Genomic DNA, 20,819 nt, shown 5'->3' on the forward strand with positions numbered 1-20,819 from the left:
CTCCCTCCAAAAACTTTTAATGCGAGTTGGTTTCCCCCTGTTTTGCCAGGCAAAACAGGGGGAAACCAACTCGTATTGAAAGTCTTTGAAGGGGGGCTGGGGGAAACGTGGGCCTGTGGCCCTTCTACAGAAAGTTTCCCCCAGGGTAATTAATCAGAGCTTCCTTTACTCTCGACGCCGCTCATCTTCCCCCTCACTTCCTGCCGAAGACACGGACGCGGCCTGCGAACATCTCGACCACGTAAATCCTGTCGCTTTCGTCTATGGCGATGCGCACCGGTGTGACGAACCTTCGCACCTTGCCGCTCTCGTCGCCGAGCACGGCGAGCAGTCCGCCCGACCTGTCGAATACCTGTATGACGCCGAGGTAGCTGTCGGTCACGTAGACGCGGTCCCCGGAGTCCACGGCCACGCCCTTGGGCCTGAAGAACTGGCCGCGGTCAACGCCCCACCGGCCGATGTTATTTGCGAAGCGGCCGTCGGGGGTGACGACACGGACCCGCGTGTTTATGACGTCCACTATGAAGACGTAGCCCTCGGAGTCGACGGCCACGCTGAAGGGCCAGCGAAGCCCCTCCTTGAGCATGCCCATCTCGCCGAGCTCGGCGATGAAGGCCCCTTTGCGCAGGTCGTAGGTGAGAAGCCTGTGGTTGTCGTTGTCCACGATGTAGAGGAGTCCCCGGCGGTCGTCGACGGCCGTGTCGGTGGGGTCTGCGGGCATCTCTCCGTCCATGTCGATATGATAGAGGTACTCGCCGCCGGCGGTGAAGACCTGGACGCGGTGGTTGCCCGAGTCGGCCACGTAGACGCGGCCCCGGCCGTCGAGGCAGAGGCCGAGCGGGAAGTTGAACTCGCCGGGGTCGCCGCCGCCGCGGCCGAAACTCGAGAGGAGCCTGCCCTCGGGCGAGAAGAGAAGCACCCGGTTGTTGACACCGTCGAGGACGTAGACCGTGCCGTCGGCGGCGACGGCCACGTCGCTCGGATGCTTCATGGGGTCGTCGCGGCTCTCCAGGGTGAAGAGCTCGACGACCTCTTCGTAGCGCGGAGGCTGGGCGGCGCCGGCGGCCCCCAGCATAACAAGGGCTGAGAAGATGAAAAAGACGGTTGGAAGGATTGCGGTCTTGCGCATCAGTGGCGGCCCATCCCTCTTTGAATTACCCTGAGGGAAACGTGGGCCTGTAGCCCTTCTACAGAAAGTTTCCCCCACGGTAATTGAGCAAGGCGTCTGCGGCGCGGGGGCCGGACGCGCCCGCCGTCGCGGTACGCGGGCCCTGCGCCTTTAGGGAGAAGGTATCAGAAAAGACGGCGGCCTTCAAGGGAAGTCTGCCTTGAGCTTTCTGGTCTTGCCCTCCCGGACTTCCACCCCTTCGAGCACCTTCTCGGCGCCCATGTAGTGGACCTTGATGTCGTAGCTTCCCACCACGAGGTCCAGTTCCACCGGAAAGGTGACCGTACCGTCCACCTTTTCGGACGTACCGGCCTTGAAGACGTCGCACCACCAGAGAAGCTTGGGGATCCGTTTTACGCCTATCACCTCGTCGTCTCCGGCGAAGACATTGACCACCACCGAGCCTCTTGCGAAATTCATAGTCCTCTTAACCCTTTCGCCTTCCTTGACGTCCACTCCCCGCAGCCACTGCTCGGTGGTGCCGAAGCGGACCTTTACGTCGTAGGTGCCGGGGGGCAGGTGGAAGCGCGCCGGAAAGACGTTGGTGACGGCCACCTCCTCGTCGGTGCCGCTTTTGTAGACCCGGCACCCCCACTGGTAAGCGTAGCGGGTCCTTATGTAGTCGGTCACCTCCTTGCCTTCTTCGCGCAGGACCCTGATCTCGAGGTTGTAGCCCACTTTCTTCTCGATCCTGCCAAGCGCCCTGCGAAGCTCATCGACGTCATGGGCGTGGTAGAACCTGCCGCCCGTCTTGGAGGCGATACACTTGAGCTCTTCAAGCCCCCTCACGTCCTCCACGGCCAGCGCCACGGCATAGACGGCCGGTCCCTTCCCCCTCTCCGAGGCCCCGGCCACTTCGGCGCAGGCCTTCTTCGAGCATCCGTCGGCGCCGCCGCTCACGACGAGCACCACGTCGTCGGGACCGAGTCCCTTGACCGCCCGCACGAGGGCGTCGGAGGTGTGGGCCACGCCCTCGAAGGCCGGCCTCAGGGCGGCGAGCGCCTTCAAGACCCTGCGCCTTGACGTGACCCGCTGCGGCTTCGAGCCGCAGCGGCCCGCGCCGTAGCTCCAGAGCGCAAGGCCGTCGAACTTGCCGGCGTTGCGGCCGAGAAAGTCCCCGAGGGCCTCGACGGCGGCGTCGAGTCTGCTCTCGCCGTTTATGGGCTCGCCCATGGGCTCGGAACGGTCGACGACGACGACGAGCTCGCCCGCGTCCGCCGCGCCGGGCGCGGACAAAAGCAGCGCAGCGGCGCACAGCGCCGCCGCTGCCGCGACAAAGCGCCTACTTGACGACCTCGATCTCGAGCTCACTCTCCTCGACCTCCACGCCGCGGCGCTGCTTCTTGCCGGCCTTCTTCTTGCCGGGCAGCAGCATCTTGGGGATGTAGAACTCCTTGTACCTGTTGACCATGCCGACCACCTCGGTGCTGGTCAGGTCGTTTATCCTGTGGGGCGGATAGCCGACCTTGGCGAAAGGCAGGTAGGGCTCCTTTTTCGTGTGACAGCCGTCGCACAGAAGGGGCTGCTCGTTGACCCGCCTGTGAAAGGCCTTCTTCATCTTGGACTGCTCGGTGGGGCCGAGCAGGTCCTTCTTCTTTATGTACTCCTCGACGAAGGCGAGCTCCTTTTCGCCGTTTATGAACCTGAATATCCCCTTCTCGACCACGCCGGGGGCGATCTTGGCGCCGTAGTTGCCGTACTTGTCTATCTCCGTGGCCACGAGCCCCGGCGGGTTGCCTATGGGCTTGCCCGTGCTCTTGTCGTACCAGCGGAAGACCCAGGCGGGCTCGCCCCGGGCGGGCCTTACGTGGCAGGTCTCGCAGGCGAGGTAGAAGGCGTGCATGTTGAGGAAGGCCCTTATGGCCTTGGCCTTGTCGTGGGGCACGTCGCCGTGGCAGCGGATGCAGACGTTGCTCTTGTCGGGCTCGACGGTGAAGCCCACGTGGTGGAAGTGCCCCTTCACGTACTGTTCCTTGACGACCCTGTAGCCAAGGTCCGTGACGGCCGTCTTTCGCTGCTCGGCCAGCAGCTTCCTGAAGGCCTTCTCCTCCTCCGTGCCGGCGCCGTCGAACTCGATCTCCGCGATCTCCTCCTCGTGCTCCTCGTGGCCGAAGATAATGGGCGTTATGAACGTGCCGTACCATACGGTGAAGGCCATGAGCCCAAGGACGTAGAGTTTGTATACGAGCTTTTTGAGGATGCTTGTCATCGAGTCCCCTCCGGCTTAGTGCTGCGGCCTTATCTCGTCGGCCAGGCCCTCCTCCTCCATGACGCGCACGTACTCGTCGTAGTGCTCGTGTATCATCTCGTCCTCCGATAGGTAGCCCGTGAGGAAAACCGTGGCCATGGGGAACTTCTCGGGCGAGTAGTGGACGTTGTACCAGTGGACGAAGAAGAGGAACATGACGGCCAGCAGGGCCTCGTCGGTGTGCATGATATAAGCCGCGTTGAAGACGATGCCCGGCAGGTAGTGGCTCGCCAGGTCGCGCCACCAGAGGATGACGCCGGCGGGGCCGAGTATGGGTATGCCCCAGTAGGGGGCGAAGTAGTCGAACTTCTCCTTCCAGCTCATGCGGTCGTAGCGGGGCTTGCGGTCCGATATGAAGAGCAGGTACTTGAGATGGGTGAGAAGGTCCGTCAGGTCGCGCCGGCAGGGGACCATCTCCTGGCTCAGGAACTCCCGCACCACGTTGCCGGGCGTGAGCTCCCCCTCGTCGCGCAGCCGCCTTACGCGGCGCGTAAAGAAGAGGTAGAGAAAGTAGCAGGTGTGGTAGACGAAGAGTGCGAGCAGCACCGTGCCGGCGGCCCTGTGGATCATGGGGGCGAACTCGATGCCCCCCATGAACTCGTAGAGCGGCCCGGCCCACCAGGCGTCGTGGTAGCGCAGCGGAAAACCGGTGAGCGCAAGTATTATGACACAGGTGAAGAGCACCACGTGCTGGACGCGCTGGTGGAGCGAAAAACGGAAGAAGTACCTCTTGCCGTTCCTGTACACTATCCTCGGATACCTTTCCATAACCGAAACCTCCAGGGTAGAACCGCGCCGGCGGGGCCGCTCAGCCTCGGCCCGCGCCTCCCGGACCGCCGTCTCCGTCGCCGTGACCGGCCTCCTTGAAGAGCGCCGCCCTGGGAAAGAGCCTGCGCAGCAGCTCGAGGAATATGAAGACGAGGAAGAAGTACATAACACCGGCCATGAGGGCCTTGAAGAAGACGAGCATCCAGTACTGGAGCGGATACTTCTCCGGGTCGTAGGTCACGTGGACCTGGTAGCCGGCCAGGTTCTCGCCGGCACGGGGGTGGCAGTCCTCGGTGCGGCAGGTCCTTGCGACGTTGGCCTCGTTGACGGCCGAGGTGGGCGATATCTGCCCTTCTATGAGGTGGACGTTCTCGCCGTAGACGACGTGGCAGTCCACACAGTCCGGCGTGTGCTCCGAGCCGTGGCGGATGGCCTTGTAGTGGAAGGTCTCCTTGTAGGAGGTGACCACGTCGTCGAGCTTGTGGCGCCTGCGGAACTTCTCGTCGCCGTGGCACTTGGCGCAGATCTCCACGATCTCCCTCGGCGAGCGCGTCTTCTGCAGCCTCGACGTCACGTGTGTGTAGAAGATCTCGGCGAACTTGCCGGTGCGGTGGCAGGTCTTGCAGCGGCCGATGGCGCGCTCCGAGACGCCGTAGCTCTTGCCCTTGAAGAACGAGAGCGGCCGGTAGAGCGGCTCCTCGTGGCAGTCCTTGCAGCCCGGATAGTCCTCGGCGTACTTCTTGAGTTTTCCGTTCTCGTCGTACTTGCCGTGCACGCCCTTGAGCAGGATGTCCTCGATGGGCTGGTGCGAGAAGCGGCGCTGGCCCGAAGGCTCGACGATGTGGCACTCGACGGTGCAGTTAACGGGCCTTGCCGGCTCGTGGGGTATCTCGTTTATGTCGCGGTGGCAGTCGTTGCACTTGACCTTGGCGTGGGGACCGCTCTCGAAGAGGTTCTCGTTGATGTAGAAGAGACGGAACTTGCCGTCCTCGGCTATGCGGCTGAGTCCCCTGTACTTGTGGCAGAGCAGACAGTTGAGCTCGTCGGCCGCGGCCGCCGGCTCAGCGGACAGCAGGGGGAGCAGGGCGGCGAGGACGACGAGGGCCAGGAAGACAAAGGGAGTCTGGGACTTCACGGCTACCATCGAGGCATCCCTCCGGATGTTTTTGCGGATCTTTTTGTCGGGTCTCTCCCGGCCGCACGTAAATGGACCGCCGGGACGACGGCCGGACGCCCCCATATGCCGGGAAGACCCCGGGCCTCAAGCCGGGAAGTCGTCCCGCCGCAAGGAGTTCATAGGGCTGTCGGAGGAAGAGAGCCGGTCCGGGCCTTGAGACGCCGCCGCGGGCAGCGGGCTGGATGCAGCGGATTGCTTACCGTTTGTACCGCCGTCCACGCCCCTCACCGTCGGAAGATACAGAGTGAGAACGTACCGACAAGGCGTGCGTGATGGACGGCGGCGGAGGTCGGTCACGTGTCAACCGCCTTCCCGCTGCCGCGGGCGGCTCTACGGACGGGGCATCTGGTGGCGGTGAAATGCCCCGTCACGCAGCCTGTTGTCGAACTGCCGACCCGGAGGGTCGACGGCGCGGGCGGCTCCGCCATCTTCTCGGACCGCCTTCGGGGCCCGGCGCCGGACGACGCAGCCCTGAAAGCCGTCTGCGCCGCAGCCCCTCGGGCAAATCCGAGCTGACGAAAAAAGAACCGCCATTCGGCCTGATAAAAAGAGCAAGAAGCGTGCCACAACACTCCAGGGAGATGGACGCACCAGGAAATGCCTCTTCTTTCAAGGACTTATACGCACCGGTCAGCCGGCGGCCCCTCGCCTCCCCGGCCGCGCCGTCCAGGACTGCTGTCACAACACTATGACACAACCTGCGCGCATCAACGAAAAAAGTCTGCCTTTCCAGGCCCTTACGCCTACTTTCATCTTTTCGAGACACCTGTAACTTTTTTGTGACACAAAGCGGCCCGAACACGGCCGGCCCTTATGGGGGAAACTTTCTGTAGAAGGGCCATAGGCCCACGTTTCCCCCAGCCCCCCTTCAAAGACTTTTAATTCCCTGCGGTTCATCCCGATTTTGCAAGCAAAATCGGGATGAACCGCAGGGCGTTAAAAATTTTTGGAGGGAGTCTGAGGGAACCGGGGGTCTGTGACCCTTTTACAAAAAGGTTCCCTCAGCGCAATAAATCGGAGCTTCCTTATCCCTTCACGGTGGCGGCCCCGGCGCAAAGGTCCCCCCCCATTTGACAAGGCCGTCTCTTGCCGTTAAACTCAGTCATATCCGCCCCTGCCGGCCGAGGCATGCCGCCTCAAGGACCGCCCGGCCGACAGGCGGGACAGTCCGGCCCCTGACCTCCAGGCAGCCCTCTCTTCCCGCCGTCGCCGGTGGAGGAAGAGACTTTTTTCGAAACGCCCCTGAGTCGAGGATGCTCAATGACGACAGCGCCCGAGCCCGAAGAGGAGGGAAGAGGGGATGGACTCGACGAGATCGAGTCTGTAGGCAGCGCCGACGTGGTGGTGGGGATCGCCACCTACAACAACGCGGCGACGATCGGCCATGTGATGACGGCGGTGAGCGCCGGTCTGGCCAAGTACTTTCCGCAGCACAGGTGTGTTATCATAAACTCGGACGGCGGCTCAAAGGACGGGACCCCCGATGTGGTGCGCAACGTCACCATCGATCACCGGACCGTGCTCGTCGAGCACCCCCTTGCGCCCATCCACAGGATTTCGACGCCCTACCACGGCATTCCGGGCAAGGGGAGCGCGCTGCGCACCATCTTCGAGGCCGCCGTGCGGCTCGGGGCCAAGGCCTGCTGCGTGGTCGACGCCGACCTGCGGAGCATAACGCCCGAGTGGATACAGCTGCTCGTGGTGCCGGTGCTCCACCGCGGTTTCGACTTCGTGGCGCCGCTGTACAGCCGGCACAAGTACGACGGCTCGATCACCAACTCGGTCATCTACCCCGTGACGCGCGCTCTCTTCGGACGCAAGATACGCCAGCCCATCGGAGGCGAGTTCGGATTCTCCGGCTCACTGGCCGGCCACTATGTGAAGCAGGACGTGTGGCACACCGACGTCGCCCGTTTCGGCATCGACATCTGGATGACCATCGAGGCCGTGGCCTGCGGCTTCAACGTCTGCCAGAGCTACCTGGGCGCCAAGATACACAACCCCAAGGACCCGGGAAGCGACCTGCGCGACATGTTCGTCCAGGTGCTGGGCTCGCTGCTGGGGCTCATCGAGAAACACCACGCCCGGTGGAAGGACGTAAGGGAGGTCGCCGACGTGCCGGTCTTCGGGTTCAAGTACTTCGTCGCACTCGAACCGGTAAGGGTCAACATAGGGAACATGATAGGCCAGTTCAGGCTCGGCGTCGAGAACCTGGGGGAGCTGTGGGCCTCGGTCCTCGACGAAGAGACGATGGAAGAGCTCGAAGAGGCCTCGCGCGCGGCCGACGACACCTTCCGCATAAACGACTCGCTGTGGGTTAAGATAATCTATGATTACATACTGGCCTACCACCGCAGGACGATCCGGGCCAGGCACCTTCTGAGCTCGCTCATACCGCTCTACCTCGGCAGGACGGCGTCGTTCTGCCTCGAGGCGGCGCAGCTCAACAACGAGGAGGCCGAGGAGCTCGTAGAGCGCCTCTGCCTCGAATACGAAAGGCGCAGGACACGGCTTATCGAGGGATGGGAGGGGAGGTGAGGTCCACCATGGGCTACGACGCGGCGTCAGCTCTTTTGAAGGCCGTCTGGGGCGACGGCTTCTTCGACATACTCTTCGAGCCCTTCAGGCTCCTTCCGGCGAAGATGGTCTCCCTGCTGGCGCACCTGCTCGCCATGGCGCTGCTCGCCGCTGCGGGCGTGCTGGCGGCCGCCCTCGCGCGCATCGCCATCACAAGGCTCCTCGACGCCTTCGGGTTCGACGCCTGGAGCGAACGCGTGGGCATAAGCGACATGCTCAGGAAGGGGGACGTGAGGAGCCGGCCGGCGCGGTTCATGGGCCTCGTGGTCTTCTGGTTCCTCGTCACCGCCTTCGTGGTGACAAGCCTCGGCGCCATGGACCTCGAAGTGGTGGACAAGCTCGTCTCGCTGTTCTTCCTCTACCTGCCGCGCTTGCTTACGGCCGTCGTCATAGTGGTGACGGGCTTCATCTTCGCCGGATTCCTCGCAAGGGCCGCCCTTCTCGCCGGGGTGAACGCCGGCATGAGCTACGCGCGCCTCATAAGCGAGGCCGTCCGGCTTACGGTGACGCTCTTTGTCATCGCCATGGCCCTCGAGCAGCTCGGCATAGCGAGCGCAGTGGTGACAGCGGCCTTCTCCATACTCTTCGGCGGGGTGGTCCTGGCCGCGGCCCTGGCCTTCGGACTCGGCGGCAGGGACGCGGCCCGGAGGATCATCGAAGAGATGATGGAAAAGAAGAAGGAGGAAGACGAGGACGAGATGAAGCACCTCTGAGAAGACGGAGGCGCCTGCGGGGCGATGGGACCTCTCCGGGAGAGGCCCCATCGCCCGCGGTCAGAGCACCGAGACGAGGCGTATCTCGAAGGTCAGGTCCTTGCCCGCCAGCGGGTGGTTGGCGTCGAGCGCGATGTCTGCGTCCGTCACCTCGGTGACGCGCACGCTTATGGTTCTGCCGTCTTCCTGCGAGACCTGCAGGAACTGTCCGACCTCCGGGTCGAGATCGGGCGGAAGCTTGCTCTTGTCGACCCTGAAGACGAGGTCTTCTATGCGTGGACCGTAGGCGTCGTCGCAGGCGATCCTGCGCGTGCGCGTCTCGCCCTCTTCCATGCCGAGCACGGCGTCCTCGAACCCCTGGATGACCTCCCCGTTGCCGAGCGTGAACCTGAGGGGGTCCCTCTCGTGGGACGAGTCGAAGACGGTCCCGTCGTCAAGCGTGCCCGTATAGTGGACGCTCACGGTGTCTCCTGTCTTTGCCTGCGCCATATCTGTGTTCCTCCCGCTTTTCTGCCCGGGGCAAAATACGGCAAGCAGGCCACGAGACCACACTTCACCCCCGACGGTTTTCCCAACTATATAACGTTTCACGCCGGCCTGTCAACAAGATCGGCTCCGGCCCCAGGGGGACCTTCTCCCGACGGACGCGGCTCGCAGAGCGAGGGAAACTCCGATTAATTACCCTGGGGGAAACTTTCTGTAGAAAGTTTCCCCCAGCCCCCCTTCAAAGACTTTCAATTCCCTGCGGATCATCCCGATTTTGCTTGCAAAATCGGGATGATCCGCAGGGCGTTAAAAGTTTTTGGAGGGAGTCTGAGGGAACCTTTTTACAGAAAGGTTCCCTCAGTGCAATAAATCAGAGCTTCCCGAGCTGTTAATGTCCCCGCAGGCGCGCCTTCTTCATCGCAAGCCGTACTTCTTGAGCTTGAGGTAGAGGTTCTGGCGCCGTATGCCCGTAATTTCGGCGGCCTTCGACACGTTGCCGTCCACCCTCTTCAAGACGTCCTCGATGTAGAGGCGTTCGAAGGTCTCCTTGGCCTCCTGGAAGGGCATGGCCGAGTAGCTCTCAGGCGCCGCCGCGTCCTGGGCGCCGCCGCGTCCGGTCACATGGGGCGGCAGGTCGGCCGCGTCGATGGGACCGGAGCCCTTGAGGGCCACCACCCGCTCCACCATGTTCTCGAGCTCCCTCACGTTGCCCCTCCACTCGTAGGCCTCCATGGCGGCCAGCGCCCCGGCCGTGAACGGTCCCACGTCCTTGCCGAGCTTCTCCCTGAAGCGGTCGAGGAAGTAGCGGGCCAGAAGGGCGATGTCCTCGCGGCGCTCGCGCAGCGGCGGTATCTCGATGGGGATGACGTTGATACGGTAGTAGAGGTCCTCGCGGAAGCGGCCGGCCGCTATCTCCTCCTCCATGGGCACGTTGGCCGCCGTTATGAGCCTGAAGTCGGTCTTGCGGCGCACCGTATCGCCCAGGCGCGTGAACTCGCGCTCCTGGAGCACCCGCAGAAGGCTTGTCTGGAGCTTGAGACTCGTGCCCGTTATCTCGTCGAGGAAGAGCGTGCCGCCGTCGGCGGCCTCGAAGTAGCCGGTCGTCGTCTTCACGGCGCCCGTAAAGGCGCCCTTCTCGTAGCCGAAGAGCGTGCTTTCGAGGAGGCTCTCCGAGAGGGAGCCGCAGTTGACGGCCACGAACCTGCGGGAGGCGCGCGGGCTGTTCTGGTGGATGGTCTGGGCGATGAGCTCCTTGCCGGTGCCGGTCTCACCGTGGAGCAGGACGGTGGAGTCAAGGGGCGCGACCTTCTTTATGAGGTCGATTATGCGCCGCATCGCCTTGCTGCGGCCCACGACGGCGTCGAAGGAGAGGCTCTCGTCGAGTCTCTCCTTGAGGTATCGGTTCTCGTCGGAGAGGAACTTGTCCTTCAGGGCCCGCTTGACCGTGAGCTCGACTTCGTCAACGTTGTCGAAGGGTTTGGCCAGGTAGTCGTAGGCCCCGAGCTTCATGGCCTTGACCGCCTCCTCGACCGTGCCGTAGCCGGTCATCATGATGACCGCCACGGCGGGGTCGAGCTCCTTTATGCGCCGCAGCACGGTGAGACCGTCCATGCCGGGCATCCTCTGATCGAGCATCACGAGGTCCGCCACCGACGCCTCGAACTTCCTCAGGGCCTCGGGGCCGTCGACGGCCGTGAGCACGTCGTAACCGAGCGAGCCGAGGAGCTTGCTCAGGAGCTTGCGCGTATATCCCTCGTCGTCCACCACTAATATGACAGGCCTTTTCTCCATTCAACCTCCGTCGCTTCCGCCTCGTTGCGCCGGTTGCGCCCGCTAAACCCTGCCGTGAGAGGGTCACGGAGCCGCGGCTTCCCCAATATCTCCTGCGTGTCGGTCCGGCTGCCCGGCGGCTGCCTCCGGGGGCGGTCCCTGGGAGGCTCGGGCCGCAAAGGCGTAAAAAATCCCGCCTGGCGCGGCCCGAGCCTCCCAGGGACCTCCGAACATACCCCTACGAACAACATAACAAGGGACAAGGGGGGAACCGTGGGTCTGTGACCCTTTTACAAAAAGGTTCCCTCAGACTCCCTCCAAAAACTTTTTGTTTGCTCCTCGAGCCGCGTTGGTTTTCATGATCGCCGAGGAAACGAGGTTCTTTAGCCCAAGTTAAAAGTCTTTGAAGGGGGTCCGGGGGAAACTTTCTACAGAAAGTTTCCCCCGGCCTCAGCAGGCTTCGAGTTCTACGGGCAGTCGTATGCGAAAGACCGTGCCGCGGCCCGGCCTGCTCTCGGCCCACACCTTGCCCTTGTGCCGCGAGACGATGTTGGAGACCACGCTCAGCCCCAGGCCCGTGCCTCCGCTCGCCCGCTTGGTGGTGTAGAAGGGCGAGAATATGTACTGGAGGGCCTCCTCGTCCATGCCGGGACCGGTGTCGGCTATGGTCACCTCCAGCCACCCGTCGACGAGCGCCGTTGCGAGCCTTATGGTGCCGCCCCCGCCCATGGCCTCGCGGGCGTTGTTTATGATATTGAAGAATACCTGTATCATGAGGGTCCTGTCCACGCGCACGGGCGGGAGGCCGGGGGAGTACTCCTTGACGACCTCTATGTTCCGTTTTGCAAGGCTCAACTGTCTCTCGAACATGCGAAGCGTCTCGTCGAGCAGGGCGTTGCAGTCGAGGAGGTGGAGGTCGAAGCTTGCGGGCCTCGAGAAGTCGAGGAGCTTTTTTATGATGTCGCGGCACTCCTTGCCGGCCCTCACTATGGTCTCCAGTTCCTCGCGCACCGGGCTTTCGGGCTCCACCTGCTTGAGCGCCATCTGGGCGTAGTTGACCACGCCCACCAGGGGGTTGTTTATCTGGTGGGCGATCTCGCCGACGAGGCCGCCCAGGCTCGTGAGCTTGTCGAGCTGTATGACCTTCTCCTCCATCCTCTTCTGCTCGGTCACCACCTTGGCGTACTCGATGACGGCCCTCACGGCGCCGGTGTCGTCGAAGACGGGGAAGAGGGAGAGGCTGTAGACCTCGCCGGTAGCGGCATTGGTGAGCTCCAGCGAGCGCGCCCCCCTGTCGTAGAAGAGCCTTGCGGACGCGGCGCACTCGGCGCAGGGCCTGTCCTCGCCCTTGAAGAGCGCATGGCACTTGCGTCCCACCACCGGCTCGGGACCGAAGTGCGTGGCCGCGGCCCTGTTGGCCATGACGACGCTGCACTCCATGTCGCGGACGATGATGATGTCGGTGACGGCGTCGAAGACGGCCTTTATCTCGTCGCGGCTTCGGCGAAGCTCCCGTGTGCGCTCCTCGACGGTGCGCTCGAGGACGACGTTGAACTCCTTGAGGTCCTTGTAGAGCAGCGCGTTCTCCAGGGCCACGCCTATGCGGCCGCCGATGGAGGCGAGCATGGAGAGGCGGCGTTCGAGGTCGGCCGCGCGCCCGGGCGGATGGACGAGCTCCAGGAAGCCGAGCACGCGGTCCCTCGATACAAGGGGCACGCAGACCGAGCACCATGAGCTGTCCCGGAAGAGACGCGGCGTCGCCCCGGCCCCGCCGGCGCTTGCGGCCGCCGTGAAGACCCCCTCCGACGACAGGGCGCGGAGCCTTGCGGCGGCGTCGACCTCACCGGCCGACGAGGCCACGACAAAGCCGCCGTCCGCGCCGAGCGCCGCCCATCCGCCCCGCGCTCCCGCAAGCTCCACCACCTTGCGGAGCGCCAGATCGAGCAGCTCCTCCACGTCCAGCGAACGGCTCACCGTGGCGGCCACGGCGTTGAGTGCCGACAGCTCGCTGTTGAGCCTGCGCAGGCCCTCGTCCATGCGCCGCTGAAGCCGGTAGGAGCGGTAGAAGAGGCTGAAGAAGGAGACGTAGAAGAGCACGCCCCCCGCTGCGCTCATGAGCCAGACCGTCCTTCGCGCCCTTTCGAGGTTGCGGAAGAAGGTCGCCGAGCTCTTGTAGGCCGAGACGGCGCCGACGAGCTCGCCGTTCTCGATTACGGGTATGAAGATCTCGACGAGAGTGCCGTGGCCCTCCAGGTACGACTCGTCGCGGTCGCGCCGGGCCGTGAGCTCCACGGCCATCTCGCCGCGAAGGGCCCGCTCGAGCCCCCGCTTGCGCTTGAAGCTCCTTCCCACCAGGGCGTCGAGCCCGGCCCAGACCACGATCCCCTCGGTGTCGTAGGCCCGGACGTCCACTATCTCCGGTATGCTCTCGATCTCGCGGAAGACGCCGGAAAAACGCTCCTCGCTGGGCACGGGATAGTGGAAGTCACGGGCCGAGAGCCTCTGGCGGACGATGAACCTGACGAAATCGGTGGTGATTGCGCCGTCGCGCTCGAGCATGTTCCTTTCGAGGTAGTGGGAGAGGACGGCGCCGGCGAGGACGACGAAGAAGACCACCCAGAGCAGGCTCAGGATGGAGAACTTCTGCATGATGTTGAGCCGCCCGATCATAACAGGTGGATCATATCACAGGGCGCCGCCGCGACGGAAGCCCCCGAGTGTCGGCGCCGGGCCGGGGAAGGCTGCGGCTACCTCCAGGGGTACTTCTCCCTCGAAATGGTGCCGTGGAAGTACTTGTAACGGAAGAGACCGTCCATGCCGTGGCAGTCGGTGCACAGCGCCGATTCGCTGCGGCTTCGCAGGAAGCTGTTCGTGGCCTGGCCTTCGGTGTTCCTGCCGGGACCGAAGCCCTTTCGCACGGCCGACCACCGGTGCGGGTTGTGGCAGGTGGGACAGCTTATGAAGCCCGCCTCGGCGCGGGAGCCGTCCTCGCTGAAGACGGGGAAGCTCACCTCGGCCCTGCCCCGCTCCTTCTTGATCTTGTCGGACGAGACCATGAGCACGTCCTTGGGATGGCGCAGCTTGAGCGGCAGCTTGTGCTCGGCGAGACGGCCGTCGCTGTGGCAGCTCCGGCAGAGCCGCTCGAGCATGTCCTCGCCGGGGCCGAGCTTGCGGGCCCACATGTAGCGTTTGGTCTCGGCGTTGTGCACGTAGTGGCACTGGCCGCACACGCCGCTCTCCTTTATGGTCTCGCCCTTTATGTTGACGGCCCTGCGGGCCGTGACCCTCAGGTCGTGCTCGGTGGCCAGGATGTACTTCTTCTCTTCGTGGCAGTTGATGCAGAGCCTCGGTATGGCGGCGGCCTTAATGCGCAGGAAGCTGGTCGTGCCGTCGCCCTCGCTCTCCTTCCACGCGCCGCTCTGGCGGTTTATGTCGTCGGGGTCCCACTGGTGGGGGTTGTGGCACGTAAGGCACACGACCCTGCCGCCGCGCCCCCCGTCCTCCATCGTGTCGACCGGTCTCGCGTCGGCGGTGTAGAGGGGCAGTGTCGTCGCCTTCCGTATCGCGTCCGGGGGCTCCACGCCCACGGGATGGGAATTCTCGCCGACGGTCTTGCTGCGCGCCACCGAGTCCTCGCTGTGGCAGGAAAAACACATATCCTTGACCGTGTCTTCGAAGCCAGCCAGCTCCCTTGCCCAGAGCCTGGGACCCGTGCCGTTGTGGGGCACGTGGCACGGGCCGCACATGCCGGCGTCATCGACCGTCTGGCCCATGACGTTCTTCTCTTCGGGCGCCGAGTTCTCGAGGTTGTGCTTGGTGAGCGCCACGGGCCGCTTGTCCACGTGGCAGTTGCGGCAGAGCCTCGACCCCGGCTTGTTGGCGATGCGCAGGAAGCTCGTCGAGCCGTCGCCCTCCGCCTTGGCGGCGTCGCCCGGGGGCTTGTAGGAGGGGTCGTCGCCCTTCCAGACGTGGGGATTGTGGCAGGTGGCGCAGGTAACGTTGCCGTCCACCACCTTGCGGCCCTTGTCGTCGTAGAGCGGCAGGGGACGGACGCCGAGCTCTGCGAGCGGGCCCTTGAGCATGTACATGAACTTGCTGAGCCATTCCCCGGGGCGCGCCAGGATATCGACGTTCGATATGGGGACACCGACGGGGTGCGAGGGCTCCTTTACGGTCTTCTTCAGCGCCACGCCGTCCTCGCGGTGGCAGGAGAGACATAGGTTCGAGATCGGGTCCCTGCCGCCGTCGATCTCGCTCCTGGCCCACAGCCGCACGGACTTTCCGTTGTGGGGGACGTGGCAGGCGCCGCACACGCCGCTGCGCCCGGCGGGCTCGCCGTAGGCGTTGGTGGCGTTGCGGGCCGTTATGCGCAGGTCGTGCTTGGTGTCGAGGACCGTGGTCTTGTCCCTGTGGCACCGGGCGCAGAGCCTGCTCTCGCCGGCCGCCTCCACGCGCAGGAAGCTGTTGGTGCCGTCGCCCTCGATCTTGGGCCCGCCGCGCTCGTCCCGGTCGTCGGGGTCCCACTGGTGGGGGTTGTGACAGCTTATACAGACCACCAGCCCCTTGTCGCCCCGCTCGCTTCGCGCGCCGGAGGCGGTGAAGAGCGGCAGATCGGTCTCAACGCCGAGGGTCTCGATGTCGCGGCCCGTGGGGTGGGAGTTCCCGCCCACCGTCTTCCTGCGGGCAATGGAGCCGCTGCTGTGGCAGCCCAGGCACATGCGCTCGACGATGTCGTCGCCGTCGGCGAGCCTGCGGGCCCACATGCGGGGACCGGCGCCGTTGTGCGGGAGGTGGCAGGCCCCGCAGGCGCCGCTTCGGGCGGGGCGCTCCTTCCATATGTTGCGGCTCTCGGGCGCCATGACGACCATGTCGTGCTTGGTGTCGAGGACCTCGGTCTTGTCCCTGTGGCAGTGGACGCAGAGCTCGCTGCGCACGTCGGCGGGCTTGCGCAGGAAGCTGTTCGAGCTGTCGCCCTCGTCGTCCCTGCCGCTTACGCGCGTGGGGTCGCGGGCGTCCCAGCGGTGGGGGTCGTGGCAGGTGGAGCAGACCACCTTGCCCTCGTCCTGCCATCCGCTGCGAAGACTCTCGCCCGTGTAGAGCGGCAGGTCGGTGCTTATGCCGAGCTTCTTGATATTGCGCCCTATGGGGTGGGAATAGCGGCCGATGACCTTTCTCTTTGCAAGGCCCTCTTCGTTGTGGCACGAGACGCAGAGTTTTTCCATGGGGTCTGCGCCGCCCGCGAAGCTTCTGGCCCACATGCGGGGCCCGCCGCCGCCGTGCGGGAGGTGGCAGGCCCCGCAGGGCCCGCTCTCGGCCGGGGTCTCGCCCCTTATGTTGGTGCTCTCCGGCGCCATGACGGCCATGTTGTGCTTGCTCGTCACCACCGGTTTCTTGTCGTCGTGGCAGGCCCTGCAAAGCTGCGAGTCCTTCTTGGAGAGGAGCAGCAGCTTCTTGTCGGCCCCCCGGTGCGGCGTGTGACAGCTCTGGCATACGATGGCCCCGTCGCTGCCGACCCGGCCGCCGAAGCTTCGGGTCTTCTCCGGCAGGGCCACCTTCCGGGACGTGACGTTCACGGGATGGGTCCCGAGGCGTTCGGCCTCGACCCTTCCGGCCACGTAGCGGTCTATGTGGCACGAGCCGCAGAGTTGGGAGTCGCTGTTGTCGCGGCGCAGAAAGCTCGTGGCCGTGTCTCCCTCCACGTCCGGGCCGCCGCGGTCGGCCGGGTCGCCGGGGTTCCAGCGGTGGGGGTCGTGACAGGTGACGCAGACCACGCGGCCCCTGGGGCCCGCGCCGGCGCGCGCGCCGTCGGCCGTATAGAGCGGCAGGTCCGGGTCTACGACCACGCCCGCCTCCCTGACCGGTCCTTCGCCGTCGCCCCCCGCGTGACAGGCCGTACACCTCCTGCCCGTTGCGTGGTGCTTTCCGGCGGCCACCTCCTCGTCGGTAAAGAGCGGGACGTCTTCCCTGAGAGGGAGATCGAGCCCGCCGATCTCGGCGCCCACGGGATGGGATATCTCGCCCACAAGCTTCTTCTCCGCAGGCGCGCCCTCGCCGTGGCAGGCGCGGCACATGCGCTCGAAGACGTCCGTGCCCTCGCCGAGACGGCGCGCCCACATGCGCGGGCCCGTGCCGTTGTGGGGCACGTGACAGGCGCCGCAGACGCCGCTGCTACGCGCCGTCTCGCCGAGGACGTTGGCCGATTCGTCGCCGGCCGAGGCGAGGTCATGCTTGGTGGTGCGCACAAGGCGCTTGTCGGCGTGACAGGTCACGCAGAGTCCGCTACCCGCGCTCGCCCGCCGCCGCAGAAAGCTCGTGGAGCCGTCGCCCTCGTCGTCGCGGCCCGAGAGGCGCTCCGGGTCCGCGGGGTCCCACTGGTGGGGGTCGTGGCACGTGGCGCAGACGACGCGGCCGCCGTCACCGCTTCCGGCCTTCTCTCCGTCGAGGTCGTAGAGCGGCATACCGGCCCCGGCAAGGCGCGCCTCCAGCGCCTCCACGTCGTCCGTGAGCCCCTCGAGCCCGGCGGCCACGGGATGGGACCTCGGACCGATGGTCTTCTTCGGCGCGACACCCTTTTCGTCGTGGCAGGAGAGACAGAGCCTCCCGATGCGGTCCCCGCCCTGCCGCGCGTCGAGACGGCGCGCCCACATCCTGCGTCCGTCTCCGCCGTGGGGCCTGTGACAGGCGCTGCAGACGCCGGCCTCGGTCACCGCCTCGCCCCTTATGTTGACGGCCTCCGGGGCCGTGAGCGCCAGGTTGTGCTTGCTCTTCTCAACCGGCGCCTTGTCGCCGTGACAGGTCTTGCAGAGCCCGGAGTCGGCCCTCGTGCCGAGCAGTATCTTCTTGTCCACGCCGTTGTGGGGCGTATGGCAGCTCTGGCAGATGATCTCCCCCTCCGGTCCCGTGCGCCCGCCGAGCTCGCCGCTCCTTGCGGCCACGTCGATCTTCTCGCTCTTTATGTTAACCGGATGGGTGCCCATGCGCGCCGCCTCGGCGCGGTCCGAGGCGTAGCGGTCGGCGTGGCAGGCGCCGCAGAGCTCGGAACGCAGGTTCTTCATGCGCAGAAAGCTCGTGGCCGTGTCTCCCTCCGCGTCGGGACCGCCGCGGTCGGCCGGGTCCTCGGGGTTCCAGCGGTGGGGGTCGTGGCACGTGGCGCAGGTGACGTTGCCGCTGTCGCGGCGCGCGCTGCGGCGGCCCTCGCCGTCGAAGAGCGGAAGCCCCACCTCCACGCCCAGCTCCTTTATGTCCCTGCCCACGGGGTGGGTGAACTCACCGACCAGCTTCTTGCGGGCCGGACCGTCCTCGGCGTGACAGCTCCGGCAGAGCCTCTCCAGGGGGTCCTCGCCGTCCCGCAGCCTGCGGGCCCACATGCGGGGTCCCTCGCCGTTGTGGGGCACGTGGCAGGCCCCGCAGGGGCCGCTCTCGGAGACGGTAAGCCCCATGACGTTCTTCGAGTCGGCCGCCACGAGCCCCATGTCGTGTTTGCTCCCCGCCACGGTGGCCTTGCGCCTGTGGCACTCGGTACAGAGCCCTTCGCTCGCGTTGGCCCTCTTGCGCAGAAAGCTCGTGGAGCCGTCGCCCTCGTCGTCGCGGCCCGAGACCCGCTCCGGGTCCGTGGGGTCCCACTGGTGGGGGTCGTGGCACGTGGCGCAGACCACGCGCCCCCTGTCGCCCCGGCCCGTCTTGACGCCGTTTGCGTAAAAGAGGGGCAGCCCCACCTCACCGTCGAGTCCGAGCCGCTCGATGTCGCGGCCCACGGGGTGGGAGCGCGCGCCCACCGTCTTCTTCGAGGCGAGGCCCTTATCCCGGTGGCACGAAAGACAGAGCTTCTCCACCGGGTCCTCCCCCGGGCCGAGGGGGCGGGCCCACATCTTCTGTCCCCTGCCCCCGTGCGGCACGTGGCAGGCGCTGCAGGGACCGCCCTCCCCCGCCTTCACGCCCCGCACGTTGGCCGAGTCCGGCGCCATCTCGGCCATGTTGTGCTTGGAGAGGGCCACGGGTTTCTTGTCGTCGTGGCAGGTCATGCAGAGGGCGGAGCCCGTGTTGTCCCTGACCAGTATCTTCGACTTGGTGGGCGAGTAGTGGGGCTGGTGGCAGCTCTGGCATATGATGGCGCCGTCCTCGCCGAGCTTCGAGCCCAGAAGCCTCGTCTTGGCCGGCAGGTCCACCATGGAGGAGGTGACGTTGACCGGGTGGGTGCCGAGCCTGGATGCCTCGGCGCGGCTGTGGGCGTAGCGGTCGGCGTGGCAGGTGCCGCAGAGCTCGGAGTTTGGGTTCTTGACGATGAGGAGCTTTTCCTCGGGCGCGCCCTTGACCCTGTGGCACGACTGGCAGATGACGCGGCTCTGCCCGGTGCCGAAGCGGCCGCCGAGCTCGCGGATGCGCTCGACCGGGACCTTTACGTCCACGGGCTTTACGAAGAAGGGGTGGTTGCCCTCCTCGGGACCGGTGGACTTGTCGAGGTGGCAGGCGACACAGATGGCCGAGTTCTCCATGCTCTCGCGCAGGAATATGACCTTGCTCTTGTCGGCCATGTGCTCCCAGCTTCGGCCGTGGGCGCTGTGGCAGGTACCGCAGTAGAGCTCGCCCTTGTTGCTGAGCGGAAAGATCATGGTCCCGTCCTTGAGCCTCGGGATCCTGACCTTGTTCGAGGGCTTGACGAATACGGGATGGCGGTGTTTCCGTTCGTTGAAGGCGAAACGCGAGTCGTTGACGTAGCCGTCGTGGCAGGTGAAGCACAGCCTCTCGGTGGAGACCACGCCTATGCGGCCCTTGATTATGACCGGCCCGCTGGGGAGCTCGATAAGGGGCGTGACGCCCTCGCGCCTGAACTCCTCGAGCCACGATATGTGACATATGGAGCACTCGCGCTGGGGCGATATCTCGCGGGCCGAGGCCCGGCCGGGCGCGAAGAGGCCGGGGGGAAGCAGGAGGAGCGCCAGGGCGAAGGCCGCCGCAAGCCGCCCCGCCGCCCCACGGCAGTCCCGCCCGCGGCGGCTCTCTTTCCGACGGTCCCTGAACATACCCTCACTTCAGGCCGTATACGCCGACTCTGTTGTCGAGCATCTCCACCACGTAGAGCCTGTCGCTGCCGTCGATGAAGAGGCCGGCCGGAGAGGTGAAGCGGCGGATGCGCCCCTCGCCGTCGCCGAGGATGTGGAGGAGCCCGCCGTACTCGTCGAAGACCTGTATGACGTCCATGTAGCTGTCGGCCACGTAGACCCGGCCCTCGGAGTCCACGGCCACGCCCTTGGGCCTGAAGAGCTCTCCGGGCAGCACGCCCCAGCGGCCGATCTGTCCCGCGAACTCGCTCTTGTCGATGTTTATGACCTGCACCCGCGTGCCGAGCACGTCGGCCACGTAGAGCCTGTAGCCATCACGGGCCGCCGTGGCGGGGTAGCGGAACTGGTCCTCCCCCCCGCCGCGCTCTCCCCAGCGCCGAAGGTAGCGGCCGTCCCTGGAGTAGACGAGCACGGCGTGGTTGGCGTTGTCGCTTATGTAGAGGAGGCCGCGGTAGTCGTCGACCACTATGTCGACGGGCCTGGGCGCGGCGAGCCCCTCGGGCACCTTGAGCGCCGTCTCGGAGAGGAACTTCCCCGAGGGATCGAAGACGACGACCCTCGCGTTCTTCGTGTCGCAGACGTAGATGCGGTCCGAGGTGTCGATGCCGATGCCAACGGGCGTGTCGAAGGCGCCGCCGCTCTCGCCCTTCTCGCCGAAGCTTCGCAGGTAGCGGCCCCGGCCGTCGAAGACCGCCACCCTGTTGTTCACGCCGTCGAGGACGTAGATGTTGGAGCGGCTGTCGACGACGAGATCGGTGGGCAGCGAAAGGGGCTCGGAGGCTGGGGCGGTGACGTAGAAGAGAAGCTCCGCCGGGCGCAGCTCGAACCCCCAGGCGGGCAGGGCCGCGCAAAG

At 65.5% G+C, this 20,819-nt stretch carries 12 protein-coding genes; 2 read left to right on the forward strand and 10 right to left on the reverse strand.

Annotated elements, in window-relative coordinates; genetic code table 11:
- Positions 1-193: 193 nt before the first annotated feature.
- From ENJ37_02335 to ENJ37_02355, 5 genes are all read right to left on the reverse strand, one after another.
- Positions 194-1,129 carry a 6-bladed beta-propeller gene (locus tag ENJ37_02335; protein ID HHL39321.1) on the reverse strand — a complete coding sequence of 312 codons (936 nt, stop codon included), beginning with the start codon at positions 1,127-1,129 and terminating at the stop codon, positions 194-196.
- Positions 1,130-1,312: 183 nt separating this feature from the next.
- Positions 1,313-2,479 carry a hypothetical protein gene (locus tag ENJ37_02340; GenBank protein ID HHL39322.1) on the reverse strand — a complete coding sequence of 389 codons (1,167 nt, stop codon included), beginning with the start codon at positions 2,477-2,479 and terminating at the stop codon, positions 1,313-1,315.
- On the reverse strand, positions 2,451-3,377 hold the full coding sequence (locus ENJ37_02345; GenBank protein ID HHL39323.1) for a cytochrome C: 927 nt from the start codon (positions 3,375-3,377) through the stop codon (positions 2,451-2,453). Before ENJ37_02345 ends, ENJ37_02340 begins: the two co-directional genes overlap by 29 nt.
- Before the next feature lie 15 nt (positions 3,378-3,392).
- The gene (locus tag ENJ37_02350; protein HHL39324.1) at positions 3,393-4,184 is read right to left on the reverse strand and encodes a hypothetical protein; all 792 of its coding nucleotides are present in this window, start codon (positions 4,182-4,184) and stop codon (positions 3,393-3,395) included.
- Positions 4,185-4,224: 40 nt separating this feature from the next.
- Entirely contained in the window at positions 4,225-5,328 is a 1,104-nt protein-coding gene (locus ENJ37_02355; GenBank protein ID HHL39325.1) for a cytochrome C, read from the reverse strand.
- 1,347 nt (positions 5,329-6,675) lie between these two features.
- Here ENJ37_02355 and ENJ37_02360 point away from each other — a divergent pair.
- Complete coding sequence (locus ENJ37_02360) at positions 6,676-7,899, forward strand: glycosyl transferase family 2 (protein HHL39326.1); 1,224 nt, start codon at positions 6,676-6,678, stop codon at positions 7,897-7,899.
- Positions 7,884-8,651, forward strand: coding sequence for a hypothetical protein (locus ENJ37_02365; GenBank protein ID HHL39327.1), 768 nt, complete (start codon positions 7,884-7,886; stop codon positions 8,649-8,651). The genes ENJ37_02360 and ENJ37_02365 overlap by 16 nt, the downstream gene beginning before the upstream one ends.
- A 60-nt stretch (positions 8,652-8,711) precedes the next feature.
- Here the strand turns inward: ENJ37_02365 and ENJ37_02370 are convergent, their stop codons facing one another.
- The 5 genes from ENJ37_02370 to ENJ37_02390 form a co-directional block, all read right to left on the reverse strand.
- A complete protein-coding gene (locus ENJ37_02370) occupies positions 8,712-9,140 on the reverse strand; it encodes a peptidylprolyl isomerase (GenBank protein ID HHL39328.1) in 429 nt (142 codons plus the stop codon).
- Positions 9,141-9,551: 411 nt separating this feature from the next.
- Positions 9,552-10,928, reverse strand: a complete 1,377-nt coding sequence (locus ENJ37_02375) for a sigma-54-dependent Fis family transcriptional regulator (protein HHL39329.1) — start codon at positions 10,926-10,928, stop codon at positions 9,552-9,554.
- 429 nt (positions 10,929-11,357) lie between these two features.
- Complete coding sequence (locus tag ENJ37_02380) at positions 11,358-13,577, reverse strand: PAS domain-containing protein (protein ID HHL39330.1); 2,220 nt, start codon at positions 13,575-13,577, stop codon at positions 11,358-11,360.
- A gap of 77 nt (positions 13,578-13,654) precedes the next feature.
- Positions 13,655-19,927 (reverse strand): hypothetical protein, encoded by a 6,273-nt coding sequence (locus tag ENJ37_02385; protein ID HHL39331.1) that lies wholly within the window; start codon positions 19,925-19,927, stop codon positions 13,655-13,657.
- A 4-nt stretch (positions 19,928-19,931) separates the two neighbouring features.
- Positions 19,932-20,819 (reverse strand): 6-bladed beta-propeller (locus ENJ37_02390; GenBank protein HHL39332.1); only part of this gene is annotated, 888 nt, incomplete at its 5' end.

The sequence above is a fragment of the Deltaproteobacteria bacterium genome (assembly GCA_011375175.1).
Taxonomy (GTDB): domain Bacteria; phylum Desulfobacterota; class GWC2-55-46; order GWC2-55-46; family DRME01; genus DRME01.